We start from the raw sequence: 18,924 nt of genomic DNA, 5'->3' as shown, positions 1-18,924 counted from the left end.
TATCCTATCAGGCTTTAACCACTTCGTGAATGCGGTTTGTGGGAGCGAGGCGATGACACAACTACACGGTTACGATTTAAACGGTAACTTTTCCGTAATTTCGTGGATATGAGCGGTATTAACCCATCCAACTTTTGTAAACGATACTTTCGCCCACTCCCCCTCTTTCTCTAGTACTTTTAATATTTCTCCTTTATTTAAACCATTGTCGATAGTGGCAAATGAAGTACCAGGCCCTTTTCTAACATTAAGTACATTAGCACTTACATTAGCCACTCTCTTTGCGGGTCTAGCCAAATTATGCTGAACCCCATCGTATACATCTCGCTGTAGACCTGTTCCTTTCGATTCGGTTAGCCCCGCCCTACTTTCGAGATGCAATGGGAGTTCTTTAAACTTTTGTAATGGAAAGGCAGGACCAGGATCTACTTTGCGCGAGGGCGCGATCTCCTCATGTCCAACAACCGTAGAGATCTGGTAGCGCTCGCATAGTGTTATACATAGGTCGAGAGTTCGTGAGATTTGAATGTCCGTGTACTTGTGCCAATAGCCAACGGCACGCTGGCTACTGTTCCTAGCCTCGAATACTTCGCTCTGTTCATACACTTTGCCGAACCAACTCTCATAGGTGCCATCACTTTTTTCCTTTAGCTGGCCTGCATTATCTAGTTCAATGCCTATAGAGTATTTGTTTAAACCACTGCGCCCCTCAAAGTGACTTGCGCCTGCATGCCATGCAATCTTATTCGTTGGCAGCATTTGTACGATGTTACCGTTACGTCCCACGACGAAGTGAGCGGACACACCGCTATTTGGGTTGGTCAACACGTTTACTGATGACGCTAGGCTACTACCAGCGGTGAAATGGATAACGATAGTATCAGGACAACCCTCTTCAAAGAGCCCTGAGGTATTGGGAGATGGCTTAAAACTTACGTCTTCACCTGTTACTAAATGCTCTTTAATAACAAAGGTGCCGTTGGGGCTAGCCTGTAATGCTGACATTCGATAATCCTCTCCGGCTTGGCAACATGTGCTTTCCGTGAATTTTTATTCTCATACATGTGCATACGCACTCGTGAAAATTACATGAATGTACTATCAAGTATCACAGCTTTAAGCTCCAACCTTACATCCGGGTGATTTTTAACCAATATAGCAAACTACTTATATGAGTGGAACCGTAGCTTTACATTTTCATAAAAATACAAACAAACAGCCATTGACAACATAAATCCGCAAACTTAAAGCATAATTATTCACCTTTGAAATATAAATGAGAACCAATATCATTTAATGATAGAAAATTATTCATTTTTATTAACTGATAACATTTTTGTTACAAACTTAAAATACGCCATTCAAATCAATGATTTTAAAAGATTTAATTAATATTATACTAATTCTCTATAAACCTGACATTTTTAGCGTTTGATTTTATTTTTCAATGTGGGTATTTTGTACGGCCCGCACAGCAATAATGCATAAAAATGCGGAAACGACTGGAATCCTCTAATAATAAATAACGACAAGAAAGGCGCATACCGCAAGCAATACCGCTTGCAGGTTAAAAGACGTCTAATAATGTTGTGATACGCAAACCTAGGCGCATCTACACGCAACGCATACCTTGCCCAGTCAAAAGGTTGAAGGAGTTAAGAGATGAGTTTATATAATCCCAATGATTCCCGGGACAACTGTGGGTTTGGCTTAATTGCTCACACTCATGGGGAAGCCAGTCACGAATTGGTAACTACTGCTATACACGGTCTTGACCGTATGCAGCATCGTGGCGGTATCGCCGCCGACGGGAAAACCGGTGACGGCTGTGGTTTATTACTGCAAAAACCGGATGCGTTCTTCCATGCAATCGCCGAAGAAAATGGCTGGAAACTCAGCAAAAAATACGGCGTGGGCATGATTTTCTTAAGTCAGGACCCGGTACTTGCGCAAGCCGCGCGTGAAGTACTAAATGAAGAACTAGAAAAAGAAACACTTTCAGTAGTGGGTTGGCGCGAAGTGCCTGTCGACCACTCAGTACTGGGTGAATTAGCGCTAACGGGTGTTCCGCAAATTGAACAGGTATTTGTGAACGCGCCAGCAGGTTGGAGAAAACGCGACCTTGAACGTCGTTTGTATATGATCCGCCGCCGCGCTGAAAAACGTCTTGAAAAAGATCCCGATTTTTACGTTGCTTGTTTGTCCGGCTTAGTAACGATTTATAAAGGCTTGGTAATGCCAAAAGATTTACCCGCCTTTTATCACGATCTTGCCGATGAGCGTATGCAAAGCGCGATCTGCGTTTTCCACCAACGCTTTTCAACGAATACACTACCACGCTGGCCGCTAGCCCAACCTTTCCGTTTCCTTGCGCATAATGGTGAAATTAACACTATTAAAGGTAACCGCGACTGGGCGATGGCTCGTGCTGCTAAGTTTTCAACGCCGCTTATCCCCGACCTTAAAGATGCCGCACCTTTTGTAAATACTGAAGGTTCAGACTCATCGTCACTGGATAACATGCTGGAGCTATTCTTAGCCGGCGGTATGGATTTATTCCGTGCTATGCGGTTACTTGTTCCACCCGCCTATCAAAACAACAAGACCATGGACGATGATCTTCGTGCATTTTACGAGTTCAACTCTATGCACATGGAACCATGGGACGGCCCAGCGGGTATCGTTTTAACAAATGGTCGCCACGTAGCCTGTAACCTTGATAGAAACGGTCTACGTCCTGCTCGCTATGTCATCACCAAAAACGGGTTTATTACTCTTGCCTCAGAAGTGGGTATTTGGGACTACGAGCAGGCTGACGTTATTGAAAAAGGCCGTGTAGGCCCAGGTGAAATGCTTGCTGTAGACACATACACAGGCAAAATCTGGCGCTCTACTGAAATTGATGAAGACTTAAAAGCACGTCACCCTTATAAAGAGTGGCTAGAGAAGCATATTCGTCGACTTACACCAATTGAAAAGCTTGATGCGTCATTAATTGGTAAACGCGTGTTTGACGACGATGCCATGGCGGTGTACCACAAGCTACACGCCTACAGCTATGAAGAAATTCAACAAGTTGTAAAAGTACTCGCGAAAGACGGTCAAGAAGCCGTTGGTTCAATGGGTGATGACACGCCAATGGCGGTTATGTCCTCGCGTCAACGTACGGTTTACGACTATTTCCGTCAGCAATTCGCACAGGTTACTAACCCGCCTATCGACCCGCTACGTGAAAACCACGTTATGTCGTTGGCAACCTGTATTGGCCGCGAGCAAAACGTATTTAGCGAAACCTCAGGTTACGCTGACCGCGTATTGTTTGACTCGCCAGTGCTAATGTATACCGACCTTAAGCAACTACGCGAATTTAACCCTGACAACTACTATTCAGAGGTTGTAGAGCTTCAATACGCACCGCAAGAAGGTTTAAAGAAAGCTATCGAGCGCGTGTGTAACGAAGTAGAAATGCTGGTTAAGAATAAACGAGCTGCGTTTGTTATTCTGTCTGACAGAAACATTAAGCAAAACCGTTTGGTTATTCCAGCAGCAATGGCGGTAGGTGCGGTACAGCGCCGACTCGTTGAAAAGTCATTGCGCTGTGACGCGAACGTTGTTGTTGAAACAGCAAGTGCCCGCGACCCGCATCACTTTGCCGTGTTGATTGGTTTAGGTGCTACTGCGGTTTATCCATTCCTAGCATACGAAACCATTGAGCAGCTTTGTGAAAAAGGTGAGCTGGATATTTCTCCTATGCAGGCCACGTTGAACTACCGCAAGGGTATCAACAAAGGCTTGTACAAGATTATGTCCAAGATGGGTATTAGCACCGTTGCTAGCTACCGTAGCTCTAAGCTATTTGAAGCGGTGGGTGTAAACAACGAAGTAATGAACCTTTGTTTTAAAGGGGTAACTTCACGCATTCAAGGTGCGGGCTTTGATGATTTCCATCAAGACCTTGTTAACCTTAACCGTATTGCATGGCTTAAGCGTAAGTCTGTCGATCACGGCGGACTGCTTAAATACGTTCACGGTGGCGAATATCACGCTTATAACCCAGACGTAGTTAGTACGCTTCAAAAGGCTGTGGTGTCGGGTAACTACGACGACTATCAGCAGTATGCCAAGCTTGTTAACGAACGTGCTCCAGCACACATTCGCGACTTGCTAGCTATTAACCCTGATTGCGACCCTATTGATGTTAGCGAAGTAGAAGCAGCAGAGAACTTATTCCCGCGCTTTGATACCGCTGCCATGTCAATTGGTGCACTAAGCCCTGAAGCGCACGAAGCGCTAGCGATTGCCATGAACCGCTTGGGCGGTCAGTCTAACTCAGGTGAAGGTGGCGAACACCCTTCTCGTTTTGGTACTGAAAAGAACTCCAAAATTAAGCAGGTTGCGTCTGGTCGCTTCGGTGTAACACCTCACTACTTGGTAAACGCTAACGTTATTCAAATTAAAGTGGCGCAGGGTGCAAAACCGGGTGAAGGTGGTCAGCTTCCAGGCGATAAAGTAAATAAATACATCGCACAGCTACGTTTCTCTGTGCCGGGTGTAACCCTTATTTCACCACCTCCGCACCACGATATTTACTCAATTGAAGATTTGGCTCAGCTAATTTTCGATTTGAAACAGGTTAATCCAACGGCGCTTATCTCGGTTAAGCTAGTATCTGAGCCGGGTGTTGGCACCATTGCAACGGGTGTGGCGAAAGCCTATGCCGACCTTATCACTGTTTCAGGTTACGACGGTGGCACAGGGGCAAGCCCATTAACGTCTGTTAAGTACGCCGGTAGTCCGTTCGAACTAGGCTTATCTGAAACGCAACAAGCCCTAATTGAAAACGGCTTGCGTCATAAAGTACGGGTTCAAACCGACGGTGGTTTGAAGACCGGTCTTGACGTAGTTAAGGCAGGTATTTTAGGTGCTGAGAGCTTTGGTTTCGGTACAGGCCCGATGGTAGCGCTTGGTTGTAAATACCTGCGTATTTGCCACTTGAACAACTGTGCAACCGGCGTTGCTACGCAGGATCAAAAACTGCGTGACGACCACTTCATTGGCTTACCTGATATGGTAATGAACTACTTTAAGTTTATTGCCCAAGAAGTGCGTGAAATCATGGCATCTATGGGTATTGCTAAGTTCGACGACCTTGTTGGTCGCACAGAGCTACTAAAAGTGTTAGATGGCATTACCGCTAAGCAAAACCGCTTAGATTTGTCTCCGTTACTAGCACAGCCTAAAGCTGGCGACCATACGCGCTTATTCTGCTCACAAACGACCAACGCGCCTATCGATAAAGGCGAGTTGAACGCGCAGATGCTTAAAGACGGCCAGCAAGCGGTTGTTGAAGGTAAATCTATTCCCCTTAAGTACCCTATTCGCAATACGGACCGTTCTGTCGGTGCATTGCTATCAGGTGAAATTGCCAAGCATCACGGTAATCACGACTTTGAAGATACACCAATTAAAGTAGAGCTTACCGGTACTGCAGGTCAGAGCTTCGGCGTGTGGAACGCTGGCGGTCTGCATATGCACCTTGAAGGCGATGCAAACGATTACGTGGGTAAAGGTATGACTGGCGGTAAGCTTGTTATTCACCCGCCGCGTGATATTTCGTATGACGCCCACGACAGCGCCATTATGGGCAACACCTGCCTTTACGGTGCGACAGGCGGTAAGCTGTTTGCAGCTGGTCGTGCTGGTGAGCGCTTTGGCGTACGTAATTCAGGTGCTATTGCAGTAGTGGAAGGTATTGGCGATAACGGCTGTGAATATATGACAGGCGGTATCGTGGCAGTTCTTGGTCCGGTAGGTGTGAATTTCGGTGCCGGTATGACAGGTGGTTTCGCTTATCTTATGGATGATGGCGACGACCTTGATAACCGTGTTAATGCCGAGCTTGTTGATGTTATGCCTATTGAAGACAAAGCGATTCTTGCTGAGCACTTACGTGGCTTAATCAATCAGCATTACGAAGAAACAGGAAGTGAGCACTCGTTGTCGCTGCTTACTGATTTCGCCGCAACGCTGAAACGCTTTAAGCTTATTAAGCCAAAAACCAGTGATGTGAAAAACTTGCTTGGTCACATCAGTCGTTCAAGTGCTGAATTACGCATTCAGGCTCAGTAGGAGGATTTAGTTTATGGCAAAGAACGTATATCAATTTGTCGATGTTGAACGTATCGATCCGCCTAAAAAGCCGATCATGGTACGTAAACAAGAGTTTGCGGAAATTTATCAGCCGCTAAGCCAATCTCAAACCGAAGGCCAAGCAGATCGCTGCTTGGACTGCGGTAACCCGTATTGTGAATGGAAGTGCCCCGTGCACAACTACATTCCTCAGTGGTTAAGCTTGGCAAATGAGGGCCGTATTCTAGAAGCAGCGGAACTTTCTCATAAAACCAACAGCTTGCCGGAGGTATGTGGTCGCGTATGTCCACAGGACAGACTGTGTGAAGGTGCGTGTACACTGAATGACGATTTTGGCGCTGTTACTATTGGTAGTATTGAAAAATACATTACAGATACCGCATTCAAAATGGGCTGGCGCCCAGATATGTCTGACGTGGTATGGACCGACAAGAAAGTGGCAATCGTAGGTGCAGGCCCTGCTGGTCTTGCATGTGCTGATATTCTGGTTCGTAACGGCGTCAAACCTGTTGTTTACGACAAATACGAAGAAATTGGTGGCCTACTTACATTCGGTATTCCGTCTTTTAAATTAGAGAAAGATGTAATCAAGCTACGCCGCCAAATCTTTACCGAGATGGGTGTTGAGTTCGTACTTAACACTGAAATTGGTAAAGACATCCAGTTCCAGGATTTGCTTGATAAATACGATGCAGTATTTCTGGGCATGGGTACGTACAAGTCGATGCAAGGTGGTTTCGATAACGAACACGTTGAAGGCGTATATGATGCACTTCCTTTCCTTATAGCCAACACCAACCGCGTAATGGGCCTTGAAAAAGATCCTGCTGATTTTGTTGATATGAAAGGCAAGCGTGTGGTTGTGCTAGGTGGTGGTGATACCACCATGGACTGTGTACGCACCTCAATTCGTCAAGACGCTGCGCAAGTAACCTGTGCATATCGTCGTGACGAAGAAAGTATGCCTGGTTCACGCCGCGAAGTTGTTAATGCGAAAGAAGAAGGCGTTGAGTTTAAATTCAACCTACAGCCTCTTGATATAGCCGTTGATGAAAACGGAAAAGCCTGTGGCGTTAAGTTCGTGAAAACTGAAATGGGGCCGCCAGATGTAAATGGTCGTCGCCGCCCTGTTGAAGTAGAGGGTTCAGAGCACGTACTAGAAGCTGACGCGGTAATTATCGCTTTCGGCTTCCAGCCAAGCCCTGCGCCATGGTTCGCTGACTTCGGCATTATGCTTGATGAAAAAGGTCGCGTACGCGCACCTTCTGCAGGTAAGTTTGCTTTCCAGACCTCTCACCCGCAAGTATTTGCCGGTGGTGATATGGTACGTGGTAGTGACTTGGTAGTTACTGCTATCGACGAAGGCCGCAAAGCCGCCGAAGGTATCATGGATTATATTGGCGTTTAACCTTAGCTAACTAAGGCCTGTTGTCCTTTTAAGAAAAGCTCGATGGTACTGCTATCGAGCTTTTTTTGATTGTTAACGCCAAGAAATTAGCGAAGACACCGCTAATACCCCAAGGTTTAGTTGAAGCTAAAAGATTACGCCTATATGATTATCAAAATAATTTAAAATAAGATCGCACATCGGATAAAGGATCTACCTATGAAGCAATTAAACACCAAAAAACTTGTATTTTGTTTAGCGTTAGCCTCGGCGGCAAGCAATACTTGCTTTGCCGACACCATTGCAGTAGATACTTCGAGCAAACAGCGTATTGTGTCTTGCCCTGCAGAGTTTCAACAGGTAAAAATTTCCGATGATGCAAGGCAATGCCAAGCCTTTGAGAAAAATGTTACATCGGTAATGGTCTATCACTCTCCAAGTGCCCCCAGTGAAATGCTTACCGTATATCAAACTGCACACCCATCGTTAAAGACTCATTCTCCTATCAAAGGTCGCACACTTCTCTCTTCTGAAGATAAGGCAGTTAGGGTTGTTATAAGTCCTGATAATTCTGGCTCTCAGGTTGATATTCTGGTCACCTCAAAAAACCAATAAATACTTCGTAAAAATTTGCCAGCAATATCCATTGTTGGCACCCGCTTTGCAATTTCATCAATAACTACTTCATGACAGCAATAAGCGTCATTTTTATGACGCCTATGCCGTAAACAAAGGTCACGCTGCTAAGTCATATTTATTAGACGCAGCTGGCTTTGGGCTACTTCTGTTATGACTTTTTCTATTGATATTTGTGAGGGTTACGATGGAATTGGCAATTATTTTAATGATGTTACTTATTGTCGTTGCACTAGGTGCCATAAAGTTGTCAGACGGTGGAGTCGCTTTTCCATTTAGGCGGAAAGCACAATTATTCACTCCGGTAGAGCATACTTTTTTAAACCTTATTGAACAGGCCATGGGTCGAGAGTTTAGGATAGTGTGCCGCGTACGTCTTAATGATCTGGTTTCAGTACGTCAAACAGCCAACAAGAAGACAGCAAGCCAAGCGCTTAGCAGAGCATCCAGCAGACAACTCGACTTTGTACTGGTCGACAAACAAGATATGAGCCCTGTAATGGCTATCGATTTGGTTCATAGCCAAGGGAAAGAAGGTTACAAAGCGCAAAAGGATTGGTTTGTAACCGGTGCATTAGATGCAGCCGGCGTTCCTCACGCGCGAATTAAAGTAAAATCTGGCTACACCGTCGATGACATTAGGGAATGTTTGGAAAACAAACTTATTCCGTATCGCCGCTTACAGAACAAGATGGCTCAATTGCCAACGCATAACCCGGAGCCACCTAAGCGTCCTACTCGCCCGGTTCGCTCAAGCAGACCAGCGGCTGCCTAATACGATTAATTCGAACTTCCCCTAGCCTTTGTTACTTTCCTGTTTTCTTACTCTCAAATAGCGGTAACAAAGGCATTTTTCTGTCAGTTTCTCTATTTTCCTTATACAATTAGTGCATTCAATAGCGTGTTCACGCTTTTAACTCTCTTAACACCCTCGGTAATGTTATGAAAAAAATTGGTATTTTAGGTGCAATGGATGAAGAAGTTGCGCTACTTAAAGCATCGCTTTGGAACGTAAAAGAAACACAGTGGAAACACCTTACATTCTATGAAGGCACACTCAACGACATTGAAGTGGTGTTGGTTAAATGCGGCATTGGTAAAGTAGCAGCGGCTATCGCTACCACTGTATTGATTGAGCAGTACGCTCCTGATGCAGTGGTTAATACAGGTTCTGCCGGTGGTTTCGATAAAGACCTGAATATTGGTGATTTAGTGATAGCAAGTCACGTTATTCACCACGACGCCGATTTAACTCATTTTGGTTACAAGCTTGGCCAATGTGCGGGGATGCCTGAAGATTTTCGCTGTGATACCGCATTGATGGAAACAGCACGTAGCGCAGCTGCAGAGATTACCTCATTGCAATCGACGACAGGCTTGATTTGCACCGGTGACGCATTTATCGGTAGCGATGAAGCGGTAGCAGAGTTGCGTGAAAACTTCCCTGATATGAAGGCAGTAGAAATGGAAGGTGCGGCTATTGGTCAAACCTGCCATATGCTCGACACACCGTTTCTTGTGATTCGCTCATTATCAGATATAGCTGGTAAAACATCATCAGTGAGCTTTAAAGAATATTTAGATACTGCTGCTAAGCATTCTGCACAGCTCGTTATGGCAATGATCCAGGCCCTCGCAAAATAAGATGTTAGAGGTAATTAGCGACCCGCAATATCAGTCGCTATTAGTACTTTGGCTGGCTATTGCCGTAGATGCCTTGTGGTGCTGGCCCCAAAGTACTCACCCCCTAACACTTATGCGCTACCTTGTTTTGCAAATGGGGCGTAAAGTAGTGCCATCTCGCGATTTCGGTCCATCACAGCACTACATTTCGGGTTCGTTAGCTGCGTTGGTCCTACTTGCGCCTTTGGTAATTTGTGTCGCTATCTTCGTTTATATGGCGCAATACCCCGTTTTCTTTGAAGCAATTGTTCTTGTCGCACTGCTCGATTTTGGCTATCAGCGTCAGCAGTATAAAAAAGTGCTAGCAAGTGTAGGTAGAAACAAAAAATCGCTTGCCCGAGAAATGGTCCAAACCATTACCGCAAGACAATGTAACTCTTTAACAGATATCGGTATTGCTAAAGCAGCGATTGAGTCGCTTTGGCTTAAATTTCTTTACCTGTATTGCGGCGTTATTTTTTACTTTGTGGTTGCAGGGCCAATAGGCGCATTGATCTATAGATTACTTCTGCTTACGTCGTGGCAATGGCACTACCGCACGCCTGGTATGGAACTCTTTGCCAAACCAGTGCGCAAACTGGTTTATTTACTTACCCTTCCACCCGCTGCTGTTGGCGGCCTCATAACTTTGCTAATTAGCCATCCTATAAAAGCGCTTCGTGCAATGAAACGTTCACCTGAAAAAGATAAAACGTCTCTACTTTTGGCGCTTATAGGTGGTGTGTTAGATGTAAAATTGGGTGGCCCAGCAATTTATGCCAATAAGAAAATCCGATATGCCCGCGTAGGAGGCACAAATGACGTTAAGTATTCTCACATGTTAAAAGCTAAAAACATGGTTACTTTGGCAATGATAGTAATTAGTGCATTTGCTTCTTTAACCCTGTTCGCCATGACCGTTGCGCTATGAAAATGTTGCGTGCACTAGGTGCTTTTTCTTTTTTTCTGCTGTGCTCAATGCCTATTTGCGCGCATGCTAACAAAGCAACAGAGCCTACCGTTGGGACAAGAAAAATTACCAACGAAGAGCAGCTTCCTTTCGGCGGTTTGACTAAACAATTGGATGCGGAACCTTCCGACTTAAAAATAATTAGCCTTGCACCACATCTTACAGAATGGGTATTTAGTTTAGGTTTAGGTTCAAACCTTGTAGGTGTAAGCGACTACAGTGACTATCCAGAAGCAGCAAAAAAAATTCAACGGGTAGCCGATTTTCAAGGCGCTGATATTGCCGCCATAGTGGCATTAGAACCGGATTTAATACTGGCTTGGGATGGAGGAAACAAGCCTCAAGATATCCATAAACTCTCTTCAATGGGGCTTGATGTATTTACCAGCAAGGTTGGAAAAATCACAGATATTGCTGGTGAAATAAAAAGGCTTGGCGCACTTACTAACACGCAAAAAAAAGCCACCCAGCTCACCAATGACTTTCTCAGCGAGTTAAAAAACCTACGACAAAAATACGATATCGAGCCACGTACACCGGTGTTTTACTATTCGTGGACAGCGCCACTTATGACTATTGGCCCCAATGCATGGGGAAATAAACTATTAAATGTTTGTGGGGCGCAAACGCTATTTCACGATAGCCCGATAGATTACCCTCAAGTAGCGGTTAAAGACGTGCTAGTTCGCCAACCCCATGCACTCATTGCCGCCTCAAAGAGTTCACACGAAGACCTAGAAGTATTCTGGCGCGCTCATCGCGGGTTTCTTGATGCACCGCTTATTGTGGTCGACCCGGATGTCACTAGCCGCTTTTCACTACGATTAATAAGTGAACTAAAATCATTATGCGAAGGTATTAAATAAAACGCATAAGCGTTATACTTAAGTCTAAAATATCAGTAAGAAGGTAAGAGCATCATTTCATGCGGATTGTCGTTGCGGGTTTTCTAGTTGTTGTTTGCGTTTCATTATTTGTGTCGCTTCAGTGCACCGCGAAAGCGACGGCACAAGCTTCTGTTGCCGCTTCTCCTTATCTTATTGAACGGGTCGCTAACAACGACTGGCTGCTTATTGATGTTCGCTCACCTAAAGAGTTTGCCGATGGTCACATTCCTGGCGCGGTAAATATGCCCCACGAGAATATCAATGAATATCTTAGTGAGTTGGAAGACCACAAAAACAAACCTATCATTATCTATTGCCGTTCTGGCAGAAGAGCTAAACTCGCCATGAAAGTGCTGGAAGAACTCGATTTTTCTGAAGTTATGCATTTAGAAGGCGACATGTTAGGCTGGAGCGCGGCAGGCATGACAGTGGACAGGATGTAGTCTAGTTGCTTTTCCCTGAAAACCACGCAATGCTCTATAAACCAAGCTCTTAGCTGATGACTGTGTGTAACGCATCCCCTGTGATACACTCGTTTTATTCGACGATTGCATGAAACACCTATGAAAATAGATATTGCTACTCCGGCTATGTTATTTCCGGCGATTTCTTTATTGCTTCTAGCCTATACCAATCGCTTTTTAACCCTCGCGACCATCATCCGAAACTTTTCAAAAGAAGAGAAAGATGACAACACTCAAGCGCAAATAAAAAACCTTCGGTTGCGCATTCAACTTATTAAGCGTATGCAAATAGCGGGGGTGGGCAGCTTTTTTCTTTGTGTGGTCTCAATGTTGGCCATTTATCTCACCTATCAACAAGTGGGAAACTGGGTTTTCGCGGCAAGTTTAGTGTCACTACTATATTCATTGTGGATGTCGGTAAGAGAAATTTTGATTTCTGTAGAAGCGTTAGATGTTCACCTTGATGGGATGAAAAACGCCCCTTATAAAGAAAAAACATGACGCCAGCCACTCAAACGGATCATTTAGTTCAAAGCGATATAACTTACGAGCAGTTAGCGCCTGAGTTTTTTGCAGGCGTGATTTCTCTTGGTAATTACGTACATGGTGACAACTACCTCACTAGCGAGTTACTAGCTGACTACTATGCTAAAAGCTTTGTTGGCGACATTAATGCTAGTTGGGTAGCGCTATACAAAAATAAGGTAGTGGGTTTCAGACTGACCTTCGCACATACTCAATGGAAAATAGATGAATGGTGCAGCTCTTCCCTTTGGCCGGTAGATTCAAATACGGTGTGCTATTTCAAATGCAATACTGTAGACCCCGCTATGCAGGGCTGTGGAATTGGCAGTATGCTATTAAGCAAGTCTATAGAATGTGCGAAAGCGCAAGGTGCAGAAGCGGGTTTAGCGCATATTTGGTTGGCAAGCCCGGGCAATAGTGCATTTAAATACTTCACCAAAAATGGCGGCCAATTGATAAAAAAACACGCCAACAAATGGCGCTACGCATCTATTCACGAGGGCTATGATTGCCCAGTCTGTGAGGGCTACTGTGAATGTGAAGGTGCGGAAATGCTACTACAATTCTAATGCCCAACATGACGTAAACGCTCACAGCCATCTTATTTTATGACCTACGACCCTCTTATTTCCCGCGGCGTTTCATCAATGCTTCCCGCGCCCAAAAGCTACTGGCATGCCACGCATAAGGTGCCAGCACTGCCGCCTTTAAACAAGAAGGTAAATACAGAATACCTTGTTATTGGAGGTGGCTATACCGGCTTGTCTGCTGCAATTACGCTTGCTCAAGCTAAGCAGGACGTTACGCTACTTGATGCAAACTCACTTGGATTTGGCTGTGCAGGCCGCAATGGCGGTTTTATCCTTTCTGGAAGCGGTAGACTGTCATTAAGCGCTATAGAAGATAAATGGGATCATACAGTCGCCATGGGCATGAAGGACGAGTTTAACGGTGCCGTAGATTTGCTTAAAAAGCGTATTGCAGACTTTGATATGCAGGTCAATTTAGTAGAAGGGCCTTATTTAAAATTGGCCCATAACGTTAAGCAAGCAGAGCAACTATGCGCCAGTGCTAATCATCTTGCATCTAACTTCAATGTACCAAGCACTACCCTCTCTTCAAAAGACCTTACAGCCCGTTTTGGTATAGAAGGGGCTTACAGTGGCGTCGAACTTGAAGGCGCGTGTTTACACCCTTTAAAACTAGCAAGTGAATATGCAAGAGTCGCTAAAGAACTTGGTGCCACGCTTTTCTACGACTCACCTGCCATTCGTATTGAAAAGCAAAAAACAGGGTTCCTTGCCACTACGCCAAGCGGCTCAGTATCAGCTAAGCATATACTCATTGCTACTAACGCCTATACTCCAAAACGCTTTCACGAGAGCGTAGACAATAAGCAATTCCCCGTACAGTCGAGTATCTTTGTTACCGCTCCTTTGAGCAATGAGCAACGTGCTTCGACAGGGTTGACCACCCCCATGAGTTTTATGGATACGCGGATGATGAAATACTACTATCGCGTATTACCAGATGGTCGATTGTTATTTGGCGGTCGTGGTGCCGTAAAAGGTAAAGATGCGAATAACGCTAGAGAGAAGCAGCGACTCTATAACGCCATGGTAAAAAGCTTTCCAGCACTTAAAGGTATCGCCATGGACTATTTTTGGAGTGGTTGGGTGAGCGTGTCAATAGATAGCATGCCACGTATTTTCGTAGACAGTGAAGCGAGCAGTAATAACGCAAACCGTTCTGCTTATTCTATCGGTTATGCTATGGGATATTGTGGTTCAGGGGTTTCCTTTGCCGCTTTTGCCGGACAGCGCCTCGCTCAACGAATGATGGGCACAAGCGACGTCGATTTATCTCTTCCTATTTATCAATCGCCGCTTAAAACATACCCGTTTCCCAAGGCAAGAAGACTAGCGCTGCACGGTTTATATCAGTGGGCTAAAATTGCAGAGCGTTAGTCTTAGAGAGTTTTACGGAAGTCTGCCGTTTTGACCATTGCACACTGTTTATTATTTAGGCTATGTTAGTATTCTAATCACTGACGGAGCCACCTCATGTCATACATCGATGCCTTTGCTGTAGCCGTTCCCACTGAAAATAGAGCGTTATACATTGAACACGCCAAACTCGCTGGTGATATTTTTAAAGAGTATGGTGCCATTAAAATTCTTGAAGCTTGGGGTGACGATGTACCCGATGGTGAAATAACGTCTTTTCCTTTAGCGGTAAAAGCCAAAGAAAATGAAACCGTGGTGTTTTCCATTGCGTTTTGGCCATCAAAAGAAGTGCGTGACACCGCATGGCAAAAAGTGATGGAAGATCCCAGAATGCAGGAAACCGAAAACCCCATGCCTTTTGACGGTAAACGCCTTATTTATGGGGGCTTCGCTCCTATTCTTGAATTATAAAGGTACAGCTCTTAGCTATTTCATATCGTCTATTTTCGCCAACGCCGACGGCAAATCGGCGTTTAACTTTTTGTACCTGCGGTATACGATAAAAACGACCACGCTGTTTATCAAAAGCTGTGTTCCCCACAGCGTGAAGGCATTAAACATCAGTACATTAAAGACGGCGAGTGCCAGCAATCCACACCAGAGTATCGTGCATCCATACAAACTGACTTTCCAATAGTGTAATTGCTGTTTCAATTGAGTTTGTTTAAAAGACAGCATCGACTGCACATCTAATGTTTCGGTTTTCCACTGCTTTTGTCTTACCCAATATCCCCATATTCCAAAAGCAGCAGGAATAGGAGTAAGTACTGAAAAAAGTACAAATTGATAGGTAGTCAATGGCTCAAACAGCACTAATGTTAAGCACCACACTGACACCGCTAGTCCGAGAACTAGGTCGAGAATCCCTTTGGCTTTAAGTTTAAACCTAGCCTTCTTGGTTTCTTTTATCAGTGCATTTGTATCCACTGATGGCGTTGCCTCTTTATACGCACTTTGCCACTGTGCGAGCTGCTTATCTAATTCACTCATGCTCGAACGGTTAATACTCACATTTGATCCTTCTTCACTCATAGCTTTTGCATGATCGCTCATGGCTTTTTATCCTCGCTCATGGCTTTTTATCCTCGCTCATGGCTTTTTATCCTCGCTCATGGCTTTTTATCCTCGCTCATGGCTGTTGTCCCATAATCTGTGTTAACTGTTGACGGGCGCGACTGACACGTTTAGCGACGGCACTCTCTTTAATACCTAACATATTGGCTATTTCCAGCTGACTGAAACCTTCTAAAAGCAAAGCCAATACCTGTCTGTATTTAATTTCTAGCTGACGTAAGCTTGTCATGAGGTCCATCGCATTTTCTTGTAACGTCGCATCACGAGATGAAATAGCGCTGGTTGTGTAAGAAGAATCAAATTCTCCCTCGTGAGTGAATTCTTGACGCCGCTGCTCTTTAATCACGTGGTCAACTGCCTTGTTATGCGCTACTTTGGCCACAAACGTTTTCACACTTGCCTCTCCACGAAAGCCACTAGCCTCCTCTTTTGAAGTTCCTTCAAAAGCACGCCAAACCGCCAGTGACATTTCTTGTATCAGTTCGTCTTGAAGGGATTTATTGGCTTCAAACGTTGCTGCAATACGCGCCATGAGCGGCGCATATTCACTAAGCAGTTTTTCTATTTGAATGGTTTCTTTCACTGCATTTCCATTTTTATTATTTTTAATTCCGCGCTTTAAGTGAGCAGTTGAATTACTCTTCGTAGCTGATTAGCGAAATAAGCGCTGGTAAGCAACAAAGCACATACATGAAACAATAGGGCCAAACACTAATCCCGACAATGCGAAAGTATAGGGCGCAAGTGCTACTGTTAAGAAAATCATGACACCTATTATCAACATCGGCTTATAAGCGCCTACTACTGCAACAATACTATTTGTAAAAGATGCTGGGATTGAGCGATGTTTTAAAATAAGCAACATAGGTACAAATAAAAGCAATACATTTATTGGAGTTGCCGAACCCATCATTAGCCCAACTTTCCAAGCGGGTACATCTACTACCACACCATTTGCTAACGCCTCCACGGAATCTGCACCCATTAACATAGCGCCAATTTGAAATTGGATCCACGCGATCAATGGCCCAGTCAAACTCCACAAAGCGACATTTTTCCATGAACGCAGGGTACCTCCCGACAATCTCAGCTTGTTATTTTCTGCTAAGTTGGCAATGGCCAGCCACATCAAGGTAGCCAGAAGCGGACCTACCCATTTAGATATGACTAAGCCAATTGGCCCTGCTAGTGCTTGAATGAGCCCCGCGGCAAATAAGGTAACAAAAGAAAGCCCCAATAATTTAAAAGGCGCTTTTACAAAAAGCTGCCACCCCTCTTTCAGCCATGTGAACGCTTCCTTCGCAGGAAGACTCTTGTTAGCTTGGTGGTATGTTGCACGAGTCGAAGTTACCGTTGTCATGTTTTTGTCCTTTGCATTGCGTAAGCGTTAGTATTTAGTTTCACTGTTGTTTCATCCCAGCCTGCTACGCGTTAACTGCTTATCGTACAGTTGGGTTCATTGATTGATTTTTCCCCTATAGACGATAGCGATTGCAAAAACCTGACAAACTTTTTCAAAAAAAAGTAAGAAAAATAAAAAAACTCAAAGCGACAATGACTTATAAACGTTAAAGCCAATATCCCCACTTTTAAATTTGGCTTGCAGCTTAACTTTGTATGAGTATTTAGGGCCTTCTAAAAAAATAACCGCTCTACTTTCCTCTAGTACTTATATTTCAAGCAAAAAAAAGCCCGCTTAACTAAGCGGGCTTTCAAAAACATTTCAAAAAAACATTAGGCTAATGTAATGCGCGCAAACTTGCGTTTACCTACCTGATAAACGTTTTCACCTTTTTCAGTAATTACTAAACGGGTGTCTTCTACTTTGTCGCCGTTAATTTTAACTGCGCCCTGCTTAATCATGCGCATAGCGTCTGACGTTGACCCAACAAGCTTCGCTTCTTTTAGCAAATTACCAATGGCAATGCCTTCATCGCTTAGCGCTATTTCAAGCTCTGGCATGTCATCAGGAATAGCATTTTTCTGAAAGCGTTGAATAAAGTCTTGATGCGCGCCTTCTGCCGCTGCGTCGTCATGGAAGCGTGCAATAATTTCTTTCGCTAGCATGATTTTGATATCACGTGGGTTTTCGCCGTTAGCAACACGAGATTTAAGCTCGGCTATCTCTTCTAACGGACGGAAGCTGATAAGATCATAGTAACGCCACATCAAATCGTCAGAAATAGACATCACTTTACCAAACATGTCGTTTGGCGCGTCTGTGATACCAATGTAGTTGTTCAATGACTTCGACATCTTTTGAACACCGTCTAGACCTTCAAGTAGCGGAACCATCACAATTGACTGCTGCTTTTGGCCTTGCTCTTTTTGAAGCTCACGACCCATCAGCAAGTTGAAACGCTGGTCAGTACCGCCCAATTCAACGTCTGATTCAAGGGCTACCGAGTCCCAACCTTGCACCAATGGGTATAAGAATTCGTGGATAGCAATAGGCTGGCCGTTGTTGTAGCGCTTCTTAAAATCATCGCGCTCTAGCATACGCGCCACGGTTTGGCTTGCCGCAAGTTTGATCATACCTGCCGCACCAAGACCGTCCATCCATTCTGAGTTAAAACGAATTTCTGTTTTATCTTCATCTAGGATCTTGAACACTTGTTCTTGATACGTTTTAGCGTTTTCTAATACCTGTTCTTTACTTAAAGGCTTGCGTGTGACATTTTTACCTGTAGGATCGCCAATTAGGCCAGTAAAATCACCAATAAGAAAAACAACTTTATGGCCTAGTTGCTGGAATGTACGCAACTTGTTGATCAACACAGTATGACCAAGATGTAGATCAGGCGCAGTTGGATCAAAACCCGCTTTAATGGTTAGGGTTTTGCCGGATTTTAGTTTTTCAATTAAATCCTCTTCGGGGAGTATTTCATCGACGCCCCGTTTAATCTCAGCTAGCGCTGTTTGCCAATCTTTCATTTGTTAATCACACTCTACATAACTGTACATTCAATATTGGCGGGCATTTTACGCGTACAACGGAACCATTAAAAGCTTTGCGCGTCAAAAAACGGATTACAAACAGTCATGTTGTTAAACCCAACAGCTTTGAACGCGAAATTAGTGTATTGAATAAAGCTGAACTGAATGTGAGGGGAGAGGGCTTTCGCAAACACGCGGTAAACCCATCCATGAGCGCTCCGCCACC

17 protein-coding genes are annotated in these 18,924 nt (G+C 44.5%); 12 read left to right on the top strand and 5 right to left on the bottom strand.

What is annotated here, in order from left to right; genetic code table 11:
* Nucleotides 1–69: 69 nt before the first annotated feature.
* Nucleotides 70–1,005 carry an N-acetylmuramoyl-L-alanine amidase gene (locus ACXAFM_RS13565; protein WP_474830344.1) on the bottom strand — a complete coding sequence of 312 codons (936 nt, stop codon included), beginning with the start codon at nt 1,003–1,005 and terminating at the stop codon, nt 70–72.
* A gap of 657 nt (nt 1,006–1,662) precedes the next feature.
* Here ACXAFM_RS13565 and gltB point away from each other — a divergent pair.
* The 12 genes from gltB to ACXAFM_RS13505 all read left to right on the top strand — a co-directional run bounded on the left by gltB (nt 1,663) and on the right by ACXAFM_RS13505 (nt 15,098).
* Complete coding sequence (gltB, locus tag ACXAFM_RS13560; RefSeq protein ID WP_474834921.1) at nt 1,663–6,129, top strand: glutamate synthase large subunit; 4,467 nt, start codon at nt 1,663–1,665, stop codon at nt 6,127–6,129.
* A 13-nt stretch (nt 6,130–6,142) separates the two neighbouring features.
* Nucleotides 6,143–7,558, top strand: coding sequence for an FAD-dependent oxidoreductase (locus ACXAFM_RS13555; RefSeq protein ID WP_474805255.1), 1,416 nt, complete (start codon nt 6,143–6,145; stop codon nt 7,556–7,558).
* A gap of 198 nt (nt 7,559–7,756) precedes the next feature.
* Complete coding sequence (locus tag ACXAFM_RS13550) at nt 7,757–8,152, top strand: hypothetical protein (RefSeq protein WP_474830340.1); 396 nt, start codon at nt 7,757–7,759, stop codon at nt 8,150–8,152.
* A gap of 208 nt (nt 8,153–8,360) precedes the next feature.
* The gene (locus tag ACXAFM_RS13545) at nt 8,361–8,948 is read left to right on the top strand and encodes a DUF2726 domain-containing protein (protein ID WP_474830338.1); all 588 of its coding nucleotides are present in this window, start codon (nt 8,361–8,363) and stop codon (nt 8,946–8,948) included.
* A 167-nt stretch (nt 8,949–9,115) separates the two neighbouring features.
* Nucleotides 9,116–9,817 carry a 5'-methylthioadenosine/adenosylhomocysteine nucleosidase gene (locus tag ACXAFM_RS13540; RefSeq protein WP_474830336.1) on the top strand — a complete coding sequence of 234 codons (702 nt, stop codon included), beginning with the start codon at nt 9,116–9,118 and terminating at the stop codon, nt 9,815–9,817.
* Nucleotide 9,818: 1 nt separating this feature from the next.
* The gene (locus tag ACXAFM_RS13535) at nt 9,819–10,766 is read left to right on the top strand and encodes a cobalamin biosynthesis protein CobD/CbiB (protein WP_474834919.1); all 948 of its coding nucleotides are present in this window, start codon (nt 9,819–9,821) and stop codon (nt 10,764–10,766) included.
* Nucleotides 10,763–11,671, top strand: a complete 909-nt coding sequence (locus ACXAFM_RS13530) for a cobalamin-binding protein (protein ID WP_474834917.1) — start codon at nt 10,763–10,765, stop codon at nt 11,669–11,671. Before ACXAFM_RS13535 ends, ACXAFM_RS13530 begins: the two co-directional genes overlap by 4 nt.
* 59 nt (nt 11,672–11,730) lie before the next feature.
* Nucleotides 11,731–12,135, top strand: coding sequence for a rhodanese-like domain-containing protein (locus ACXAFM_RS13525; RefSeq protein ID WP_474830330.1), 405 nt, complete (start codon nt 11,731–11,733; stop codon nt 12,133–12,135).
* 120 nt (nt 12,136–12,255) lie between these two features.
* Complete coding sequence (locus ACXAFM_RS13520) at nt 12,256–12,657, top strand: DUF2721 domain-containing protein (RefSeq protein ID WP_474830328.1); 402 nt, start codon at nt 12,256–12,258, stop codon at nt 12,655–12,657.
* Nucleotides 12,654–13,250, top strand: coding sequence for a GNAT family N-acetyltransferase (locus ACXAFM_RS13515; RefSeq protein ID WP_474834915.1), 597 nt, complete (start codon nt 12,654–12,656; stop codon nt 13,248–13,250). The genes ACXAFM_RS13520 and ACXAFM_RS13515 overlap by 4 nt, the downstream gene beginning before the upstream one ends.
* Nucleotides 13,251–13,289: 39 nt before the next feature.
* Nucleotides 13,290–14,648, top strand: a complete 1,359-nt coding sequence (locus tag ACXAFM_RS13510; protein ID WP_474834913.1) for an NAD(P)/FAD-dependent oxidoreductase — start codon at nt 13,290–13,292, stop codon at nt 14,646–14,648.
* Between the two features lie 96 nt (nt 14,649–14,744).
* The gene (locus tag ACXAFM_RS13505) at nt 14,745–15,098 is read left to right on the top strand and encodes a DUF1428 domain-containing protein (RefSeq protein ID WP_474830322.1); all 354 of its coding nucleotides are present in this window, start codon (nt 14,745–14,747) and stop codon (nt 15,096–15,098) included.
* 15 nt (nt 15,099–15,113) lie between these two features.
* Here the strand turns inward: ACXAFM_RS13505 and ACXAFM_RS13500 are convergent, their stop codons facing one another.
* The 4 genes from ACXAFM_RS13500 to tyrS form a co-directional block, all read right to left on the bottom strand.
* A complete protein-coding gene (locus ACXAFM_RS13500; RefSeq protein WP_474830320.1) occupies nt 15,114–15,740 on the bottom strand; it encodes a hypothetical protein in 627 nt (208 codons plus the stop codon).
* 76 nt (nt 15,741–15,816) lie between these two features.
* Entirely contained in the window at nt 15,817–16,344 is a 528-nt protein-coding gene (locus ACXAFM_RS13495; protein ID WP_474830318.1) for an RNA polymerase sigma factor, read from the bottom strand.
* A 69-nt stretch (nt 16,345–16,413) separates the two neighbouring features.
* Nucleotides 16,414–17,121: a hypothetical protein gene (locus ACXAFM_RS13490; protein ID WP_474834911.1), complete on the bottom strand. Its 708-nt coding sequence runs from the start codon at nt 17,119–17,121 to the stop codon at nt 16,414–16,416.
* Nucleotides 17,122–17,495: 374 nt separating this feature from the next.
* Nucleotides 17,496–18,695, bottom strand: coding sequence for a tyrosine--tRNA ligase (gene tyrS, locus ACXAFM_RS13485; protein ID WP_458732009.1), 1,200 nt, complete (start codon nt 18,693–18,695; stop codon nt 17,496–17,498).
* Nucleotides 18,696–18,924: the final 229 nt, after the last annotated feature.

Source organism: Alteromonas sp. ABD4_190 (genome assembly GCF_056160105.1).
Note: the sequence above shows the minus strand (reverse complement) of the source record. Positions and strands in the feature narration are given on the sequence as shown.